General features: G+C 38.9%; 16 protein-coding genes. 1 reads left to right on the top strand and 15 read right to left on the bottom strand.

Annotated features, from left to right (window positions below):
* Window positions 1-63: 63 nt before the first annotated feature.
* The 14 genes from CHB92_RS18675 to CHB92_RS18600 form a co-directional block, all read right to left on the bottom strand.
* Window positions 64-330 (bottom strand): hypothetical protein, encoded by a 267-nt coding sequence (locus tag CHB92_RS18675; protein ID WP_106219171.1) that lies wholly within the window; start codon window positions 328-330, stop codon window positions 64-66.
* Complete coding sequence (locus CHB92_RS18670) at window positions 311-1147, bottom strand: rolling circle replication-associated protein (RefSeq protein ID WP_089320763.1); 837 nt, start codon at window positions 1145-1147, stop codon at window positions 311-313. Before CHB92_RS18670 ends, CHB92_RS18675 begins: the two co-directional genes overlap by 20 nt.
* A gap of 318 nt (window positions 1148-1465) precedes the next feature.
* Window positions 1466-1789, bottom strand: a complete 324-nt coding sequence (locus CHB92_RS18660) for a helix-turn-helix domain-containing protein (protein ID WP_089320762.1) — start codon at window positions 1787-1789, stop codon at window positions 1466-1468.
* Window positions 1790-1855: 66 nt separating this feature from the next.
* Entirely contained in the window at window positions 1856-2773 is a 918-nt protein-coding gene (locus CHB92_RS18655) for a hypothetical protein (protein WP_089320761.1), read from the bottom strand.
* Window positions 2773-3996: a site-specific integrase gene (locus CHB92_RS18650; protein ID WP_089320760.1), complete on the bottom strand. Its 1224-nt coding sequence runs from the start codon at window positions 3994-3996 to the stop codon at window positions 2773-2775. Before CHB92_RS18650 ends, CHB92_RS18655 begins: the two co-directional genes overlap by 1 nt.
* Window positions 3997-4150: 154 nt before the next feature.
* Window positions 4151-5752: a recombinase family protein gene (locus tag CHB92_RS18645; protein ID WP_089320759.1), complete on the bottom strand. Its 1602-nt coding sequence runs from the start codon at window positions 5750-5752 to the stop codon at window positions 4151-4153.
* Between the two features lie 18 nt (window positions 5753-5770).
* Window positions 5771-5956, bottom strand: a complete 186-nt coding sequence (locus CHB92_RS18640) for a hypothetical protein (protein WP_089320758.1) — start codon at window positions 5954-5956, stop codon at window positions 5771-5773.
* Window positions 5957-6392: 436 nt separating this feature from the next.
* The gene (locus tag CHB92_RS18635; RefSeq protein ID WP_089320757.1) at window positions 6393-8126 is read right to left on the bottom strand and encodes a hypothetical protein; all 1734 of its coding nucleotides are present in this window, start codon (window positions 8124-8126) and stop codon (window positions 6393-6395) included.
* Complete coding sequence (locus tag CHB92_RS18630) at window positions 8119-9213, bottom strand: hypothetical protein (protein ID WP_089320756.1); 1095 nt, start codon at window positions 9211-9213, stop codon at window positions 8119-8121. Before CHB92_RS18630 ends, CHB92_RS18635 begins: the two co-directional genes overlap by 8 nt.
* A 424-nt stretch (window positions 9214-9637) precedes the next feature.
* Window positions 9638-10591 (bottom strand): DUF4435 domain-containing protein, encoded by a 954-nt coding sequence (locus CHB92_RS18620; protein ID WP_089320754.1) that lies wholly within the window; start codon window positions 10589-10591, stop codon window positions 9638-9640.
* 11 nt (window positions 10592-10602) lie between these two features.
* The gene (locus CHB92_RS18615; RefSeq protein WP_089320753.1) at window positions 10603-11982 is read right to left on the bottom strand and encodes an AAA family ATPase; all 1380 of its coding nucleotides are present in this window, start codon (window positions 11980-11982) and stop codon (window positions 10603-10605) included.
* A 102-nt stretch (window positions 11983-12084) separates the two neighbouring features.
* The gene (locus CHB92_RS18610; RefSeq protein ID WP_089320752.1) at window positions 12085-12360 is read right to left on the bottom strand and encodes a hypothetical protein; all 276 of its coding nucleotides are present in this window, start codon (window positions 12358-12360) and stop codon (window positions 12085-12087) included.
* A gap of 446 nt (window positions 12361-12806) precedes the next feature.
* The gene (locus CHB92_RS18605) at window positions 12807-14651 is read right to left on the bottom strand and encodes a PLP-dependent transferase (RefSeq protein WP_089320812.1); all 1845 of its coding nucleotides are present in this window, start codon (window positions 14649-14651) and stop codon (window positions 12807-12809) included.
* Between the two features lie 320 nt (window positions 14652-14971).
* Complete coding sequence (locus CHB92_RS18600; protein WP_179223107.1) at window positions 14972-15856, bottom strand: helix-turn-helix transcriptional regulator; 885 nt, start codon at window positions 15854-15856, stop codon at window positions 14972-14974.
* Between the two features lie 194 nt (window positions 15857-16050).
* Here CHB92_RS18600 and CHB92_RS18595 point away from each other — a divergent pair, with 194 nt between their 5' ends.
* Complete coding sequence (locus tag CHB92_RS18595; RefSeq protein WP_089320750.1) at window positions 16051-16950, top strand: 3-keto-disaccharide hydrolase; 900 nt, start codon at window positions 16051-16053, stop codon at window positions 16948-16950.
* Between the two features lie 255 nt (window positions 16951-17205).
* Here CHB92_RS18595 and CHB92_RS18590 read toward each other — a convergent pair whose 3' ends face one another.
* Window positions 17206-17601: a hypothetical protein gene (locus tag CHB92_RS18590; protein WP_089320749.1), complete on the bottom strand. Its 396-nt coding sequence runs from the start codon at window positions 17599-17601 to the stop codon at window positions 17206-17208.
* Window positions 17602-17700: the final 99 nt, after the last annotated feature.

Genomic DNA, 17700 nt, shown 5'->3' with positions numbered 1-17700 from the left:
ATAATATATAAAACCTTAAGTTCCATTAGAAATAAAAAGAACCGGTGTTAACCGGTTCTTCTGTTAAAACTCTTCTGTCATAAACAAAGCAGAGTACTCCTCACAGCTTGGGCAGTACAGGAAGTAGTCTATAGAATCTAACACTCCTGTTTCTTTCCAGTGTGGCTGCTCCTTATCAGGAAGCTCCTTATAACTAAATTCGTCCCTTACTCTTCCGCATTTCCTGCAGGGGTTTGTCTGCAGCTTAAATAGTTCATGTATACACATAGGCGGGGCAGCTTTAACTCTAGAGCTGTTGTTCTTCTTCTTTCTATTTCTTGATACTGGCATTTTCTTGTTGATTTAAGTTTTCTAATGTTTTTCTATTCTTGTTCTCTAGTCTGTCATAGAACCTTATGGTAGTCTTATCCAAGGGCACTAGGTGAAGCGTACAGAACTCAAGCGGCACTTCCTTTATCTCATCCTTCTTAAGCCTCTGTAGCTCTTCTAAGAAGCTGTAATCCGTGTAGAAGTCGGTATAGAGTGCAGAGATAGACTTGGAGCAGTTCCAGACCTGACATTTAAATTCAGCTTTATTCTTCGTGACGTACTTCGTGAGGTAAGTCCCTACCTGCTTGGGGTTCTTCGTGTCTACTTTCTTTACATCAAAAGCAGAAGAAGCTTTAAAGCTCTCATCCCTTGGAACAATGCCATTCCTTCTTTGGAGATCTAACCAGTAGTTCCAGGTCTTTTGGATATCCCAGTACTTATTAGTGATCATGTGGAAGTGAATGTTATCCGGAAAGATTTTATTCTCTGTCTGCCTCTCAGCAACCCACAGATATTGGAAGTTCTTGCCCCTCTTCTTCGTGTTGTCAATAAACTTCCTGAGTACCTTGATAGCCTGCTCATCAGTTACCTCATTTACAAAAGTGAGCGTAACGAATGTGAGGCGCTTATGAAGCCGAGAGAAAGCAAAGAGTTTCTTTCTGATTTTAGTCTTAGTCCGACCAGACATAACACGAACTTTCTCAGTAGTATCTTTCTCCTGTTCCTCCTCAGCAGCTTCCTTCTTTTTAGGCTTAGTTTTTACTTGCTTTTTTCTGTCCAGAGATGAACCGGAGTACTTCGTATAGTATAGCCTTTTGGTTAAAGTTGTGCCTAGCACAGCGCTGCAACCGTACGTGTTTTTGACTAACACGGAATCTGAATCGTTGCAGTATTATTAAAACCATATAGGGGGATGTAATGAAGGTTTGAAATACTGAAGGTTAAAAAAAACAAAACCGTGAGGAAGTTAGGGATACTCTGTCCCCTGTAGAACCGTCTGATAAAATTCCCGCTGCGACGGTCGTACACATTCATGTACCTCCAAGCCGGATGTTTCCTGTTCAGGAATAAGGAGAAGCCGTAGAGCTTATGCACATAAGTCCAGCGCTTAGGCTTTGTGTCATCAGAAAAGAAGGCTATGACGGAGTAGTCATTCTTATGCGCCATGACGACCTCCTTTCCGCTTCGTGGTGAAGTTTCTTTCTTGCAGTGCGCTCTCTATGTCTGAGAACTTGTAGCGCACATTAGCACCAATCCGGTAAGATGAAATGACGCCTCTCTTGGTGTAGTCGTTAAGAGTAGGCAGAGAGATTTGCAGAAGCTTGGCAGCCTCAGCTCTAGTTAAGTATGTTGGCTGATCTTGGGAAGAGTGGGCAGCACTTAACACACTAGAAGCCGAACTTAGGTGTTCAGCAATTACCTCAACTAGCAGCTCCTTGAGTTGCTCAGTTGTAAGTCCATTTAGGATGATTTGTGACATAACTTTTTGTTTTGTTATGCCACAAAAGAATCCTAAGAAGCCCCGAGTATAGGGGGTGGGGAGGGGTTACTTTTTTACTCCATTTAACTTATCTAACTCATTCTTAACCTCTTCAACTTGCTCATTTAACTGCACCTGTTCAAATAGATCAAGCAAGAAAGAATAGTTTTCTTCAGTCCTGATTTTATAGACCCTACTCCTTTTATGAATGTTAGTGAGCTCCGTTTTTATACTTTGTTCACTTCTATTTAGCAGTACAGAGAGAAGCTTATTTCTGTCTTTGTTTTTAACATGATCTAGCTTGTCAAGCATACCAGTATAAAGCATAATAAGCAGTTGCCTTTTAAGAGGAGTATCTTCCTGCGCCAAGGGTGTTTGATTATTTTTTACTTCCTCTAGTTTCCGCTCAACGTACACTCTATATTTAGCTAACTCACATCCAGCATAACCTCCCATTAGAGTTGCATAGCTATAACTAGTATGTTTCATACTAACTTCTCGCCTCTTCAGATAGTACTCTTCATAAGCCTTAAGCCAGCAAGCACTAAGAGACATTTTAAAAAAATGGTTACTGTCATTTGCCGTTCTTGGCAACCTCTGATACTTTTCTACTTCAGAATCTATCCAACTAATCTCACTCTCTAAAAGTGGCTTAGGGTTCACCACATCTTTTAGCTTCTCCGAGAGCCTTAGAACTAGAGTTTCTGAGTCAACCATTACTTTTCCTCCTGCACGTAAAGAATCGGTAAAACTTACCTCTTCTAATAAATGCAGATTAAACTCTTCTGTTTCCGCTTCATTATTTGGTTTAATAAGAAAATCATTTATCCCTCTTTCTGCTAAAGGAATTGTAACTCCAACCCACATGTAGTTATGCCTCAACTTAACACGCCAGAATTTAAACTTCTCCTCTATCGTTTTAAGTTGGTTAAACTCCTGCTTGAGCAGTGCAAGCTCCTCGTCTGTAATGTTTTTAAAAGGCATTAGTTAAAGAATGGGTGATTGATAAGTTTGTCTGCGTTTTCTTCCTGAGATAAACGAATGTACTTCATAAATGCTTTCTCCGTCTTATGGCCAGTGATCTTCATTATAGTAATAGCAGGCACATCAGCTAAGTAAAGATTAGTAGCAAAACTTCTTCTTGCAGTATGGGTAGAAATAAGCTCATGCTTTAAATGAGAACTTTGTTCTCTCTTCCCTCCTTTTGTAATGCTGATCAGCACCTTATCTTCAATCTTAGCAAGCTCTGCCACCTCTTTAATATAGTCATTCATTTTTTGATTGCTGATAGAAGTAGGCAGCACTCCGAAATACTTATCATATATCTGCTTTACAAACTTATGAACGGGTATAACTACAACACCTCCTGTTTTCTGGGTTTTTAATCTTATCTGGGTGTTGTCTTTAATAAAGTTTTCCTGAGTAACATATTCTAAGTCGGAGAACCTAAGACCAGTATAGCACCCAACTATAAATAAGTCTCTAACCCTATCCAACCTCTCATTATTAGAAAGATCAAGCTCATATATTTTCTTAAGCTCATCTTGAGTCAGGTAGACAGCATCAGCATGCTCTTCTACTACCTTAAATCGCTTGTTCAGATACTCCAGATTCTTGTTGATCCCTCTATCAGTAGCTTCATTCATAAAAACCTTAATGTTCCTTATGAAGCCCGCTATACTGTTTACTGAGTACTTCTTATCCTGCAGGTATTTGGTGAAGTCATAGTAGAAATCAAGATTAATATCTTCAAAATCTAGCTTTCTCTTCCTAGCTGTTCTATACTCTGTAAGTCTGGCTTGAGCTTGCTTATAGTTCTTGATAGTATTAGGTCTCTTAGAGGTAGTCTTTATAAGCTCTTCTATGAACTTGAACAGCGTCATTCCTTCCTGCTCCTCCTCATCAAGCAGCTCTTTCAAAAGCTCCTCTTTCAGATTAGCCACAGTAGGCAAAATCTTATCATTAACTAGCCTCCTATGCACCGTCTTGATAGCAGACTCGCAGTTATCCAATCTTGTATTAAACTCTAGATAATCCGGAAACTGCTTAGTCTCTTTAGCGCGTTGCTTCTCTGGATTCCAGAACTTAGGAAGAATCTTTTCACCAGTAGAAAACTTAAGCCTCTTGTTATTAAAGCGGAACAGCATATAAACAAGAGTCTCATCTTTTGAGGTAGGTTCTTTGAGAACAAAAGTAGTGCTAGCCATAGTCAAATATCTATGACTACAATATAGGAATTAATCTAATGCAGGGGACGGATTAGGGGACGGAATTTGTTAATTTGGCTTAATCAGTCTTAACTGATCTTAATCACAAAACAGCCATTACAGCCTATTTAAGCACATTTTTAGTAAACATCAATTAGGATGCAGAATATAAAAGTACTACGGCCCAAGGTACTGAAGCGGGGGAATTGGCAGAATTGCTGATTTCCCCGCTTTTTTTATGCCCTCTATTCTCTGGTTTTGAGCCATTTAACTTAAATATTATGTTTATTTCAGGAGTTCGATAACTCTTAGTTTCTTTTACAAATGAAACACCCTGAGGGAAAACTAATTCTTGAAGCCTTTTCTTAACGCCAACCTCTGCCTTTTCCCACAATCTATGAAGGTTTGCAGAAATATAAACTGCAAAATTGATGAATTCATCAGGGTTCGATAGCTCAAGTTCAAGTAGATTGTGTTCTTGAACAGCCGCTGCTTTCCCTTCTTCTAACATTAGCTTATGTTCCTGATAAATCTCTTTATCCAGCCCTTCGTAAAGCCATTTATCTGTTAGTAATCTACTCTTGTTTTCATAGTCTTTGATATCTGCTTCAAGCTTCTTCTTCTTAAGCCTTGATTCATTTTTATAGTTTAAGTAGGTAGCCTTGAGTTGCTTTTTAAATACTCCTTGCAAATTCTTGTTTAGTGATAGTTTAGATAAGAACGTAGCAAATTCTTGTTCTGCAACTTTAGTAGATACGTTGGTGTAGCAGCTTGAATTATTACATTTATAGTAAAAGAAGTTTCCATTTGGTTTAGCTTTCTTCTTAGCCTGATACCCTGTAAACTTCCTACCACAGGCACAGCTAATAAAGCCTTTTAATGGATAAAATGGGGCAGCATTAATATATGATTGAACAATCTCCTTGCCTGCTCTTGCTCGCTTAATCTTCTCCCATTGTTCTACAGAAATTAGTGGGGGGTGAACACCCTTTATAGGTTGATAATCTAACAATCTATGAACGATTAGTCCACAGTAGAAAGGATTATCTAAAATATCACCCCACCTTCTAATATCACGTCTGAAGCCTTTCCTATCCATCTTTTTCTTGATTGAGGTAATAGTATCGCCTGAGGCAATCAATATAAATGCCTCTTTTATCAATTCACCTTCTTTGGTAATTTCTACAGACTTAGTTTCTTGGTTCTTAGCGTACCCTACTGGTAGTTTGGTAGGCCATATTCCTTGTTTTAACTTTTCAATAATACCTGCTTTTGTTCTTTCGCTCTTCTGTTCATTATCAAGGTTTGCCAGTATCAATTGTAAAGCTTGTGCGAACTTACCTGTTGATGATTTTGTATCTATATGTTGCGTTGCGGAAAGAACTTCAACACCTAAACGCTTCAACTCATAAACAAGTACAACATTCTCTTCTGACCTTGAGAACCTTGAATAGTCATACACAATCACACCACGTATATCCTTTTTATGCTTTTTAATGTAGTCTAACATTGCTTGAAAATGCTTACGACCTTTATCAGTTTTTGCACTTTCATAAGTATCACCAAAAGACTTTACTACATTGTAGCCATTCTTCTTAGCAAATTCCTCACATACTTTCTTTTGAGTGCCTAAGCTGGCATTAGTTTCATACTGCTCTTTTGTACTTACACGAGTGTATATCACCACGTTGTTAGTCTCTTTCTTTTGAGAGTTTTTCTTTTGTCTTTTGTTTGTAAAAAGGTCTTTTTCCTTCATGACTTACACTTTTATAATTTAAATCCTACCAGTTAAAAAGTACATATCTGCAATTATCTCACAGAATAGCCTTAAAGATTCTGCAACAATCATTGCCTGTTCACTATTTAAGTTTTCATAACCTTTACATTTTAGTATTTCTTCAGTCTTGACAATAGATAACCGATTCTTCTGAATATCAGAATATATTGAATGATTTGCCATGTTTTAGGGAATTTTTTAATAGATATATATCTATATAACCCGTAAAACCTCGCTATCTAACGAAAAACTTTTAAATAGCCTTCAAAGCATTGACTTATAGTCGATTAAAATAATTTACAATAAAATAAGCAGCATTAAATACTGCTTTAAAAACTGGATTTTTTATAAAAAATTTATAAATGGGGTCGGTACATGACATTGTTTGCAGGAAGCGACAGGAGGAGGGGAGGATATATGCCTTTTTTGCTGTTAAAAACTACAAAATATACAATTATCAATTTAATAAAAGGTAATTTAATGGAGTATGTACCCCATTTTAGATACATATAGGAGTGATAAAATGGGGTTATGGAACATATAAAAAAAGCCTCATAAGTATCTAACTTATAAGGCTTAAATGCCAACTATAAAAGAGAAGCCTTATCAAAACCTTTGACTAAAGGCTATTTATTAATTCTAATGTTTCTAATAAATATTCAGAAAGATTATCATCATATTCAGAAAGGAAAGCTCGTTCATCTATTCCATTACCTATACAAATCAGGTGGGCTTCATTACCAAAGTATTGTTTATTAAACCTTTTAACTTCGCTTTCTGAATCATTAATCTCTGCAATAGAGCAAAAGGTTTGTGTATCCTTTGGTCTATTATTACTGATAAACTTAATTATCAAATCTTTATTGGGTTGGTCTATATCTTCTTTGAAGATAGCATCTAAAATAAAAGGAAGCCTGTGAATATTGTTATTTTGCTTTATCAATCTATTAAACGCAAAGTGATAAGCCATAACTGTTTTATGTAATTCTACTCCCTGATAAGGAAATGCAGAAATTTTATAAACGCTCGTATACCTATCCTCTACAAGTGCTTTCACCTGCAACTGATTTAAGTAGTTTTTGAATAATGTAGCAAAAGATTTTATTCTATTATTCCTCTCTATTACTACTTCTTCTTCAGTCTTGAAGCTTTCTAAATCCTTTTTGATTCGTTCTTCTTCTCTAACTATCTCTCCAAGATTCATAGTGATGTTCTCACTAAGTCTAATATTTGCTTTACTCCTTAACCAGTCTTCAAATGTTATACCCTCTTCAAAGTAAGTGCTAAGTATTTTATATTCTTTATGTATATTTTTCTTAAGCTTTGAAATTTTACTGTGAAGTGAGTTGACCTCAGATTGAGTCTTTTTAATTTTATCCTTGTACTTATTTATTTCTAATTCAGTATCATTCGATTCCTGATGAAATTTATATGTTGCAGCAAGGTTCAACGGTAAACTTTGTAAACATACAGGGCAACTTCCATCAACTGGACGTTGTGTTTTATGATGATTAGCTACTTTAGAAAGAACAGATTTTCTCTGTAAAAACAAGCTGAGTTCATTACACTTCAAGGTGTAATCTTTTTCTGTATTAGCTAACTCCTTCTTTTTAGTCCTAAACGTTTCGAGATAATTTAACGACTCTTTAGTAAATTTTTCATCATTTATTCTTGCTACCTGTATGTCTATATTATTACTTTCAAACTTAGTGAAGAAGCTTTTTTCCTTATTTAAAACCTTCAGTCTATCCTCTAACTGCTGCTTAGCAAGCCTATCAAAAAAGTTATCAATCCCTAAATAGTAATCAAGATAATCATCTTTGAAGTTTCTGTAGTAGTCTAAGTTGCTAAAGGATTTTCGGAGATATACCCAACCAACAGCCTGAGAAATATAATAAGGTAAAAAAATTGTTTCGATAGGTGCTTCTTTGTATTCGTTTTTACTTTCCAAATACAATGAGAAACCTAATAGCTCATGAAAGAAATGTTTAAGCTTTATATGCTCAACTGAATTATCACTACCAATCCCATTGAACCTTAAAACAGGTTGATTAGCTCTCTTAACAATCAGACTTTCATCTTCTCTTATAATTGTAAGGTTTTCTACAGTTTGGCTGCCAAATAAAGTACAGTCCAGACGAAAAATTAATCCCCCATATTGGAGAATCTCATGCAATTGAAGTTTAACATCATTTATACCAAAAACATAAAGTAGAGATAGTAATAGCGTACTTTTCCCTGATGTATTACGTCCATGTATAATGTTAACACCTTTGCCAAACTCAGCATTGAAACATTTATTCAGCTTTTCTGAATAGGCAAAAAGTCTATTGAACTCTAATTTCTTATTCATGAGGATTAATTAACTCTATACATGCTGCAAAAACCGCAGCTTTTAACTCAACTTCATCCAGTTGAGAGTTGTTCTCAGACTTAAATTTCTTAAACATTTCTTCTACAAGCATCACTTCATCTGTACAACTTTCAAGCAATTGACTATTATTTCTTACAAAAGATAGTATTTTGATATGTTCAGCCTGATGGTAATCTTTAAATAAATCAAAACTGTTATTGAAGTGCAATTCGAATTCTCTTTGCTGTATAAGATTTAGTCCCAAAGACTTAGCAAAATCTTTCCTGTGATTTCGCCATGTTTCAAAAGCCATTTGCTGAGAAGTAATGATGTTTAAAGCTTCATTTATAACATCGCTTTCTACCCTTTTTTTCTTATCTAACAGTTTAGCCTTGTATCCTTGATTGAAAGCAGTTTCAATCTCTCTAAATAGCTCCAAAAGAGTAAGAATGGCTGCATTGGGGTCTTTAACTTTGTTACTGAAAGTCAAAATAAATTTGCCTATTAACCGCTCAATATGACCCTGTCGAGTTTTACCGAAGTCGATGAAACAAAACTTTATATTTCCAACTTCATTAAGTGCTGTAATGTTGGATTTTAGCTTTTTCTTAACTTTTTCTTCAAGACAGTCTCTAATCTTCTTGTCTAACTTAACAAACTCTACCCAATTATTTGATTCATTGATTGTAGTAGTTACTACTTTAGGCTTACTTCCTGCTCTTAATGTTATTGCATCATTAGTAACAAAATGTAGTGCATGTGAGTAGCATTCATTCTTTTGTATTGAATCTTCTTTTAGAGCTACTCCAACTTCTACCAATTTTCTTAAGATATCGCATAGTTCATCTGAAACACCCCACTTACCAGAGGATTTTTTGGCCTGATAAGCATCAATAGAAGTTAGCTCACCATTTCCATTTTGGAAGCAGAACAGAAAATCATCATGATGTTCTAAACAGATGAAATACTTCCTTTCTTTTAGTTTTTCATAGTTATCCAACAGAAGAAACAGTACACAATGCTTCTGAAACTCAATACCTGTAGCATTGTGAACCCCTGCATTTAAACTTTTAGAAACGTTTGCCATTGCTCATACTTACAATATTTCTACCTCACAGTAGCAAGAACTAATAAATTCGCTGTGAAAACATTTTGCTAAATATAAAGAAATGACAATATTTTTTACTGATTATTACTGTATGTATGCAAAAAGAACTGGCTTACACCAGTTCTTTTAACTTGTCATTATCAGTAAATATGAAAAAGCAGTAGATGATGGTACTATAGATTCTTATATGTCGTTCAACTCCGACTGTGCATTAATAATATGCTTGTAAAGTCTTGTATGCTCCGATTTAAGCCAGTTCATGAACGAATTGAGATTTAATATATCAACAAGAATTTGGTTCGATTCAGGTAGGCTTAGGGGTACATTAATCAAATATAAAGGCCTGTAAGCTAATATCTTACAGGCCTTTTTTGCTTTTAGGGGACGGTGTAGGGGACGGAATTTACTCTTCATACCCTATCTTCCTTACATATGCTAATAAGCACGCAGGAGTGACGGCGTTATTTGTCAACTGAGATACACTTGTCGCATACTCAAACCTAAGACTACAAGAATAACGCTTTGGGAACATCGAATCTTTCCTTTTACCTAATTCATCTTTCAGTCTATTTAGAAATGAAACTAAAAATCTTAATTCAAACTTACCCCTAAACACTTCATCAGCTTTCATTCCAGATAATTCAGCCACTTTTGCTGACAGTCTTTCTGACGGTACTTTGGGAGCGTCATGAAAAATAGATTCTATTTCTGATACATTAGTCAAGCGATTAGGAAACACTAAGGTTTTCAGATCAGGCATGACAACTTTGTCAAACTCCTCACTATCTATGACATTTTTTAGAGTCTTGTCGATACTTAACCTTGTGTTTAATTTCTCTTCTAATCTAAGATCAGTCTGGCATGCTAGCCATGCATTTAGTAACAGTATTTTCTCATGAAACAGCTCCTTACAACTCTTGAACAAGTCAATACACATTTGGTAGCAGGAGCACTGCCTTGAAATATTAAACTCATTCGTTAATATACTTTTGAAAGCTTCATCTACAACATAGAAATTCTCCACGCTATAGTATGGGGTTGTATATATATCCTGCTCACTTGCTATTGGATCGAAATCACGATCTACAAAATATGCTACCTTACTGCTACTATATTCACTATGATTTTGTATTAATGAATATAACTTGAAAGTATTCTCCTTCCCATTGCACACATAATCAAAGTACTTAGTCTCTGGGTGTATCATTTTTACTCTGAAAGAGTAGTAGCTCCTGTCTTCTTTACCCTCATAGAAACAATATATAGAATCTGAGTTTTTTTTGTAATCTAATACAAACTCTGTATAAGCCACTAAACCTGAATTGAGCTCTCTTTTTGCTTCTTCAATAATATCCACAAGAAAAAAATTTAGTCAATAAACACATTCATGCCGACCGCATATTTCTCCAGCTCATTATTGAAAATGAAAGGAGAGTGAGTAACAGCTAGAAGAAAGTTACACTTATCAGTCTCTACAACATGGGGAAGAAGTTGCTTTTGCCACTTTATAGATAAAGACAGTTCAGGCTCATCAAAGAATACAATTAAATCTCTTTCATCCTCTAAATATAATTTCGAAAAGAGAGACACTATTTGTTTTTCTCCTGAAGAAAGCTGATTAAGTTCTACTTTTTTGTTTGTCCTGTTGTTGAGAATAATGAGAGTCACTAAGCTCTCATCAAAAAAGAACCTTTTATCAACCAAATATTCATTACAAACATTTGCGAAATGTTTTATAGAATTATCTAAGCTCTGTTGCTGGAGGTAAATCGCTTCAAGTTTTATAAGGAAATACGCTAGCTCCTGCTTATGAAGTAGCTCTTGCGTGTTCAATAGGTTAAGGATATTATTTCTATCAGCTTCAGAAAGGTTATTTTTAACTCTATTAAGTATGATTTCAATGTTATTACCATTTATACTTAATATTTCTTCATTGGACAGCTTTGGAAATCCTTCCTGCAATTGATGAAGCATCTCACCTGTTACTTTGGCAAATCCTTTTATAGAAGAGTCATTGATTTTGGCTATTATGTTTTTTATTCGTTGAACAACATCTTCCATACCAAACTGAATAAGTGTTTCCTCCTCTAACTCTTCAGTTTCATCCTCCTCAACTCTCAATTCTACAGGAAAATCGTATGAACTCACTCCTTTCAATCTTCCTAAATTATGGAGTTCCTCCTCAACTCTTCTATAAGTAGGAAAATATAAAATATTTATGGATTCAGCCTTATCTAAATATTCAACTAATTTTTCAAATCCTGTTACATCTGGCTGCTGAAAAATTTGGTCTATAAGCTCAATGATCAAGCCAGTAGGTGCAGTCATTTCACGGTTAATTTTCCTCTTACGGACATATTCATAGATAATTCTATGCCTATCAACCTTCTCATCGGACCTCTCATTTATAAAGCTAATTAAGTCCTCATGGTCTATGGAGTTGATGATTTCTGTTCTAAGGTTTCTGTAGCGGCTAAGCTTTTTATTACTATGGTTATCTATAAACCACGACAATTGATCTTTAGTAAAACTAAAAGATTGATTATCTATGGTCACCTCTATTGCTTCAAAATTAATTTTGTGTAGCTTTTTCCACTTTTGAGTTAAAGTAAAATAAAGGGAATTAAGGATAGATGTTTTTCCTAGTCCGTTTTCACCCATAAGAATCAAGATATTGTCTTTGAATGACAGTTTTACATTCTGGTATCCAAAAAGATTCTTTATTGAGAAATTTTGAATTCTGTTCATTTCAGTAGTTTAGTACAACATACAAGCTATTTTTGCTTAGGTTTAAACAAGCGTAGTGATGCTACAAATGTAATATAACCTTACTATATAAATATTTTTAATTTAATACTCATCTACTGCTAAAATTGCTGAATACTCCTCACAGCTTGGACAGTAAAGGAAGTAGTCTATTGAATCTAACATTCCTGTTTCTTTCCAATGTGGCTGCTGCTCATCAGGCAGCTCCTTATAGCTAAATTCGTCTCTTACCCCTCCACATTTCCTGCAGGGGTTTGTCTGTAGCCTGAACAATTCATGGATGCACATGTGCTTAGCAGCTTTAGGCCTATGGTTATTACTCTGATCACTTTTCTTTTTCCTATTTCTTGATACTGGCATTTTCTTGTTGATTTAAATTCTCTAATGTTTTTCTATTCTTGTTCTCTAGTCTGTCATAGAACCTTATTGTAGTCTTGTCTAAGGGCACTAGGTGAAGCGTGCAGTACTCAAGCGGCACTTCTTTTATCTCATCCTTCTTAAGCCTCTGTAGCTCCTCTAAGAAGCTGTAGTCCGTATAGAAGTCAGTATAAAGCGCAGAGATAGACTTAGAGCAGTTCCAGACCTGGCATTTAAATTCAGCTTTATTCTTTGTGACGTACTATAGGGCTGACCTGCTGCAAATGAAAAAGCCACAGCGTTACGGCTGTGGCTTTCAGTTGTGCGGTTTTAGCTCTCAGCTCATCACAAAATGTGATGTGCGTCTGCCTCTTTAAGTTGGTATCTGCCAATACTAAGCAAGTGCAGATAGTAGATATCGGTAAGGTGGGTGGCTTCCTCGACGAATACTAGATTTGCTCCACAAAATCTGAAAAGACTTTTTTATGAAGCTCCAGATCCATGTCCGGTGACAGGGATACCCGGGCAATGTAATCTTTGTCGGCTTCTTTGGTCGTGCCTTGCGTGGAGGTGGCAGGTATCGTCCAGTAACTTCCCTTTAACTGCCCGTAGCTCACACAGTACTTACTTTCATGCGGGATTTCGGTGATCATCATGTTGATCAACTTATTATTTAAGGACCGCTTGTAGGCTTCCCTTTCTTCATGCGTATTCCCCTTTGTCGGAAGATCCAGTGAGAACACGGATGGCGTAAATCCTTCCTGTGCCAGTTCTTCTGAAACGAAATTGATCTTCGCCTCCGGTAAGGTCTCCTTTATAAAGTTTACAAATTCACGCGTATTCCTGTAGGCAGCCTCAATCCTTTGGTTCATGGAAGGCAGCTGTTCTGCCAGAATTTTAACTTGCAGGTCGGTCGCCTCGTTATCGCAAAGTCTTAGATGCTTCTCTATTTTTTCAAGCAAGGCCTCCGCTTTTGTGTTGGCTACACAGTAGCCGGCTGTAACCTTTCCGCCACTCGGGAATTTCGATCCGCTAACGTATGAAATCGTCCTGATCGTTGAGAGTATCCCGTCTCTGCTTACGAATTGCACATTCGGGCAGAAAGTTTGATCCAGAATAAACACCGGATCAACAGCTACTTCTCCGCTAGCCGTCTTACGCGCTTTACGCAGCACCTCCCTTAATTTTACAAGATCCGGAACTTCGACCCTTGGGTTTGTTGGGATTTCAGCGATAATGTAAGGGACAGCATCCTGGCTGGCAATTTTCTCCAGCACCGTGTCAATACTCTGGACCATGTTATGATCTCTGTCAACCAGTAAGTCCACCACTTCCACATTGTCCAAAATAGCAGCTATTCGTCTTGCCTGGTCGTTTGTACCACCATAGCAGTTTGGAGGAACAACAAACTTGATGGCCTTTCCAGCGTGCTTTTCCAGGGCATCGTGAACCAGCCCCATCATGATCGCATATTGCATCGACAGTCCGGAGGAACCAAGCAGCGCATCTGAACTTGTGCCTGTAATCTCTTTGATCAGATCCTGAACTTGTGCATTGTTTGCCGCGGCATTACGTTCCTCCTTATCGGAAGAAGATTTTCCTATCAGTTGCTGTAAGGCAGCGAAACAGTTGGCTGGCGTCATGGCGATGCTCTCTCTCCTTCTCACATGCTGAATTTCTGACACGTACCCGTTATTCTGTTCACCATTTACCAGTATAATACTGCCAAGCTGAGAATGAACACTTACATAGAAGTCAATAGCTGGGGGGAGGTCGGCATGGCCAATTTCATCTTCCTGTGAAAAGAAGATGGTACTTCCGTTAAACTCCGTAACGTCTTCTAACTTCCCGACATGTTCTAAGTCAAACTTATACCCGTAAACGTGCTTCAGTACTTCGGCGTCAAAAAAGTCCGGTAACGCACCGGTATACACGATGCGGGTGTTCTTCTGATCCAGCAAGTTTTTCCGTAGAACTGCTAAAACAGGCATCGTCCTGGATGAGAAACTTATGACATTTTCCGGTTTCAGCTGGTGCAAGCGGGCAATTGCCCATTCCAGCACCGAAGATAAGGGGTGCCCTAATCGAATATAATCGAAAGCAGTGGGTAAAGCACAGAGTGCTGCCGTCTCAGCATCTCTCTTCTCAAATAAGGCTTCAAACTGCTCCAGGAATTGGGTTTTGGCTAATTGTTCATTGTAAATATCCAGTCGATGAGTTGTTAGCCTCAACCAGTCAGCTGGCATGTTTTCTAATACATCTTTTATATAATTCAGTACTTTATCTTTTTCCATAATATTTGTATTGCGATAAGCCATCCTATAGATGGCTCAAATTTACTTTAAAATGCTACACCACCTTTGTTATAGTGCGGTACTTTGGCTACTTGATTGCCGATTTAAACCTGCTACCTCTAAACCACCCGTCAGGTGTAATGTTTACTAAACAGTATCAGTAGCAGAACTGATTTCAAGTAAGTCCTGCTGTAAACCTCATGGCGCAACATTTGCATGCGCCTTGCATTGCCAAAAGCAAAATAAAGACTCTATAGTAGTAGCATGTTAGCAGGCTTCCGCAGCCAAAGCAGCGGAAGCACAAGCGTCCCCTTGTGCTATTAGGTTGTCCAGGTGCCATTGGCTCCTGACTTTCCCTTGTCAACCATTGCTGCAGCCCTGTACTCACCGGGGGCAAGGCCGTAGTGTTTTTTAAACAGCTTGTTCAGATGGCTGCCATCCGCAAAGCCAAACTCATACCCTATCTGGGAGATACTCATTTGGCTAAACAGCAAGCGGCTCTCAATCATCTTCAGCTTATACTGCAGAATGTATTGCTGTAAGGACTCTCCTGTTTCTTTTTTGAAGAACACGCTGAGGTAGCTGGGCGAAAAATTAAATTTCTCCACTAATCGCTCTATCCGCAAGGCATCCGGCTCATAAATGTGCTGGCTGATGTACAGCATCATATCTTCGATAAGCCTGGCACTCTTTGTTTTCTTCCTTTCGCCTAGCTTCTGCCGCACCATATTCCTGGCCAGGATGGCGAGCATCGCTTTCAGGATGCTGTGCATGATCAGTTCGTAAGCACTCTCCCCCCGGTTGTTGTACTCATGCAGCAGTACCGACAGCAAATGATCCAGATGCTCTTTTTCTTTCGCATCTGTCACGATCGTCCCACTGCAGGTATAGGGGGAGTTCAGAATAAAATCAATTGTCCGCATCCAGTCCGGGGCCGTTACCTGATCCTTTATGTACACCGCTGTAAAGCGGATATAGCAAAAAGTCGTGTGCTCCTGTATGTCAAAGTAATGGTAGTCTTCCGGCCCAAGTAAGAACACATCACCCGCTGTGTACAGCACGGTGTTGTCGTTGATCACATGCAGCCCACGCCCGCTCCGGATAAAGATGATCTCGAAGTAACTATGCTTGTGAACCGGGTGCTGCCAGTGGCTGGTGTCAAACTGGTAAATATTGAAGGGTTCGTACTGGATGTAGCGCTTCATACAATGAAAGTACAAACAGATAGCCATATCTACCATAAAACAATGGATTTTTACAACACATTAGTAAGGCACCTTATCTACTTTTGAGTAAGATGAACTGCTTCTTTTTGAAGGCGGCAGAACAAGTCGGGCGTATTCAGTCAGTTTACAAGGAAGCCGCTCATAATCTATTAAACACACTTAATTAAATAATTATGAAAAGCCTGGTCAGCATTAAAAATAGTCTGGCAGCCTGCGCCTTTGCCTCAGTCTGCCTGTTTGGTGTGAGTTCCTTTCATGCGAAAGAAGAGTGGGTGCCCTTGCTCGACAGTGAGCTTTCTAACTGGGACATGTACCTGAGTTACCGGCACCAGGACGGGTACAAGGGGGAGGTGCCCACAGAGACGGACGGGACGGTGATAGCGCCCATTGGGTACAACAAGAATGTTAACAACGTCTTCTCGGTGGTAGCGAAAAACGGCGAACCGGTCCTGAAAATAAGCGGGGAGATCTACGGGAGTATCTTTACGAAGCAGGAGTTCGAAAACTACCACCTGAAGCTGCAAGTAAAATGGGGCGACAAGAAATGGGTGCCCCGAACGGACAAACTGAAAGACTCAGGTATACTTTACCATTCCATTGGCGAGAGCGGCGTTGACTATTGGCGGGCCTGGATGCTCTCGCAGGAGTTCCAGATCATGGAGGGGCACATGGGCGACTACTGGACGATAGCATCCTCAGCCATAGACGTGCGTGCTTTTATACCGGAAGGAGACATGAACACGGTGGCAAGCACCAGACAGCCTTTCCTGCCGCTTGGTGCAGGAACAAGCATAGACGGTTTCTGCCTGCGTAGCGAAGACCATGAAAGCCCGGCCGGGGACTGGACCGAAATAGAGCTGATTTGCTTTGAAGACAAGAGCCTGCACATCGTAAACGGGCACGTGGTAATGGTGCTGCAGAACTCCCGCTACATGGACAAGGGCCGGTCTGTTCCTCTTACGAGGGGGAAAATACAGCTACAGAGCGAAGCCGCGGAGGTGTACTATAAAGACATCAAGATAAAGCCGCTGAAGGACCTGCCAAGGAAGTACGCTACGTACTTTGATGTGTAATAGTCATGCCTACGCTGTTTTCAGCTTCCGCGCGCTGTCGCCCACATGGTACTTCGGTATGCTGTGATGGTGGCGCCTTTGGGACTACCAAACTGTACATGAACGACACGCTAGCATCACAGCTGTTCACCCGATCACATGGCTTCCATTTAGGGCATCCTGCCTGATGCAGCCTAATAAAAGCTAGGCAAGCTAAAACGGGGAGAGGTCCCATTTTATATACAGCACCAGGTAGCGCAGCTTCAGTCTGGTAACTTACGCAGTAAGCCACTCTATCGCGGGTGCCATCTCTTCGAAGTTCTTAAACTGCAGGGGGAGGCCATCCCGCTCGTACACCTTCTTCACCGCCTTTTCCCTGACCTCACTGGCGCTTACAATGCGGGCCACTTTTTGCAAGCGGGTGGTCATCAGGCTTTGGCTAAACTCGGAGATCAGTGCTGTATAGCTTTCCTCGTTTACCTCTACCTTTGTCTGGCGGGCATCTACTAACAGCCTTTTCACATCATAGTTCCGCACATGCTCTGCAATAATTGCCAGAGCGCTCCTCACCTCGGGCATAATCATGGTGTCTATCCTTGGCATGTCCACCAGCAGGACGTCTGTTGCCGGGTTATAGTCTAATTTTATAAAGCTGTTTTCGTAAATAATCATACACTTCATTCCTGCGTTCCAGGACACTCCCCTCTTTATACGGCCTTAAACACTTCTCTCCCTAACGGATAATTCCTATTTACGTTAAGTACCGGTTCC

This window comes from Pontibacter ummariensis (genome assembly GCF_900188175.1).
GTDB lineage: Bacteria > Bacteroidota > Bacteroidia > Cytophagales > Hymenobacteraceae > Pontibacter > Pontibacter ummariensis.
Note: the sequence above shows the minus strand (reverse complement) of the source record. Positions and strands in the feature narration are given on the sequence as shown.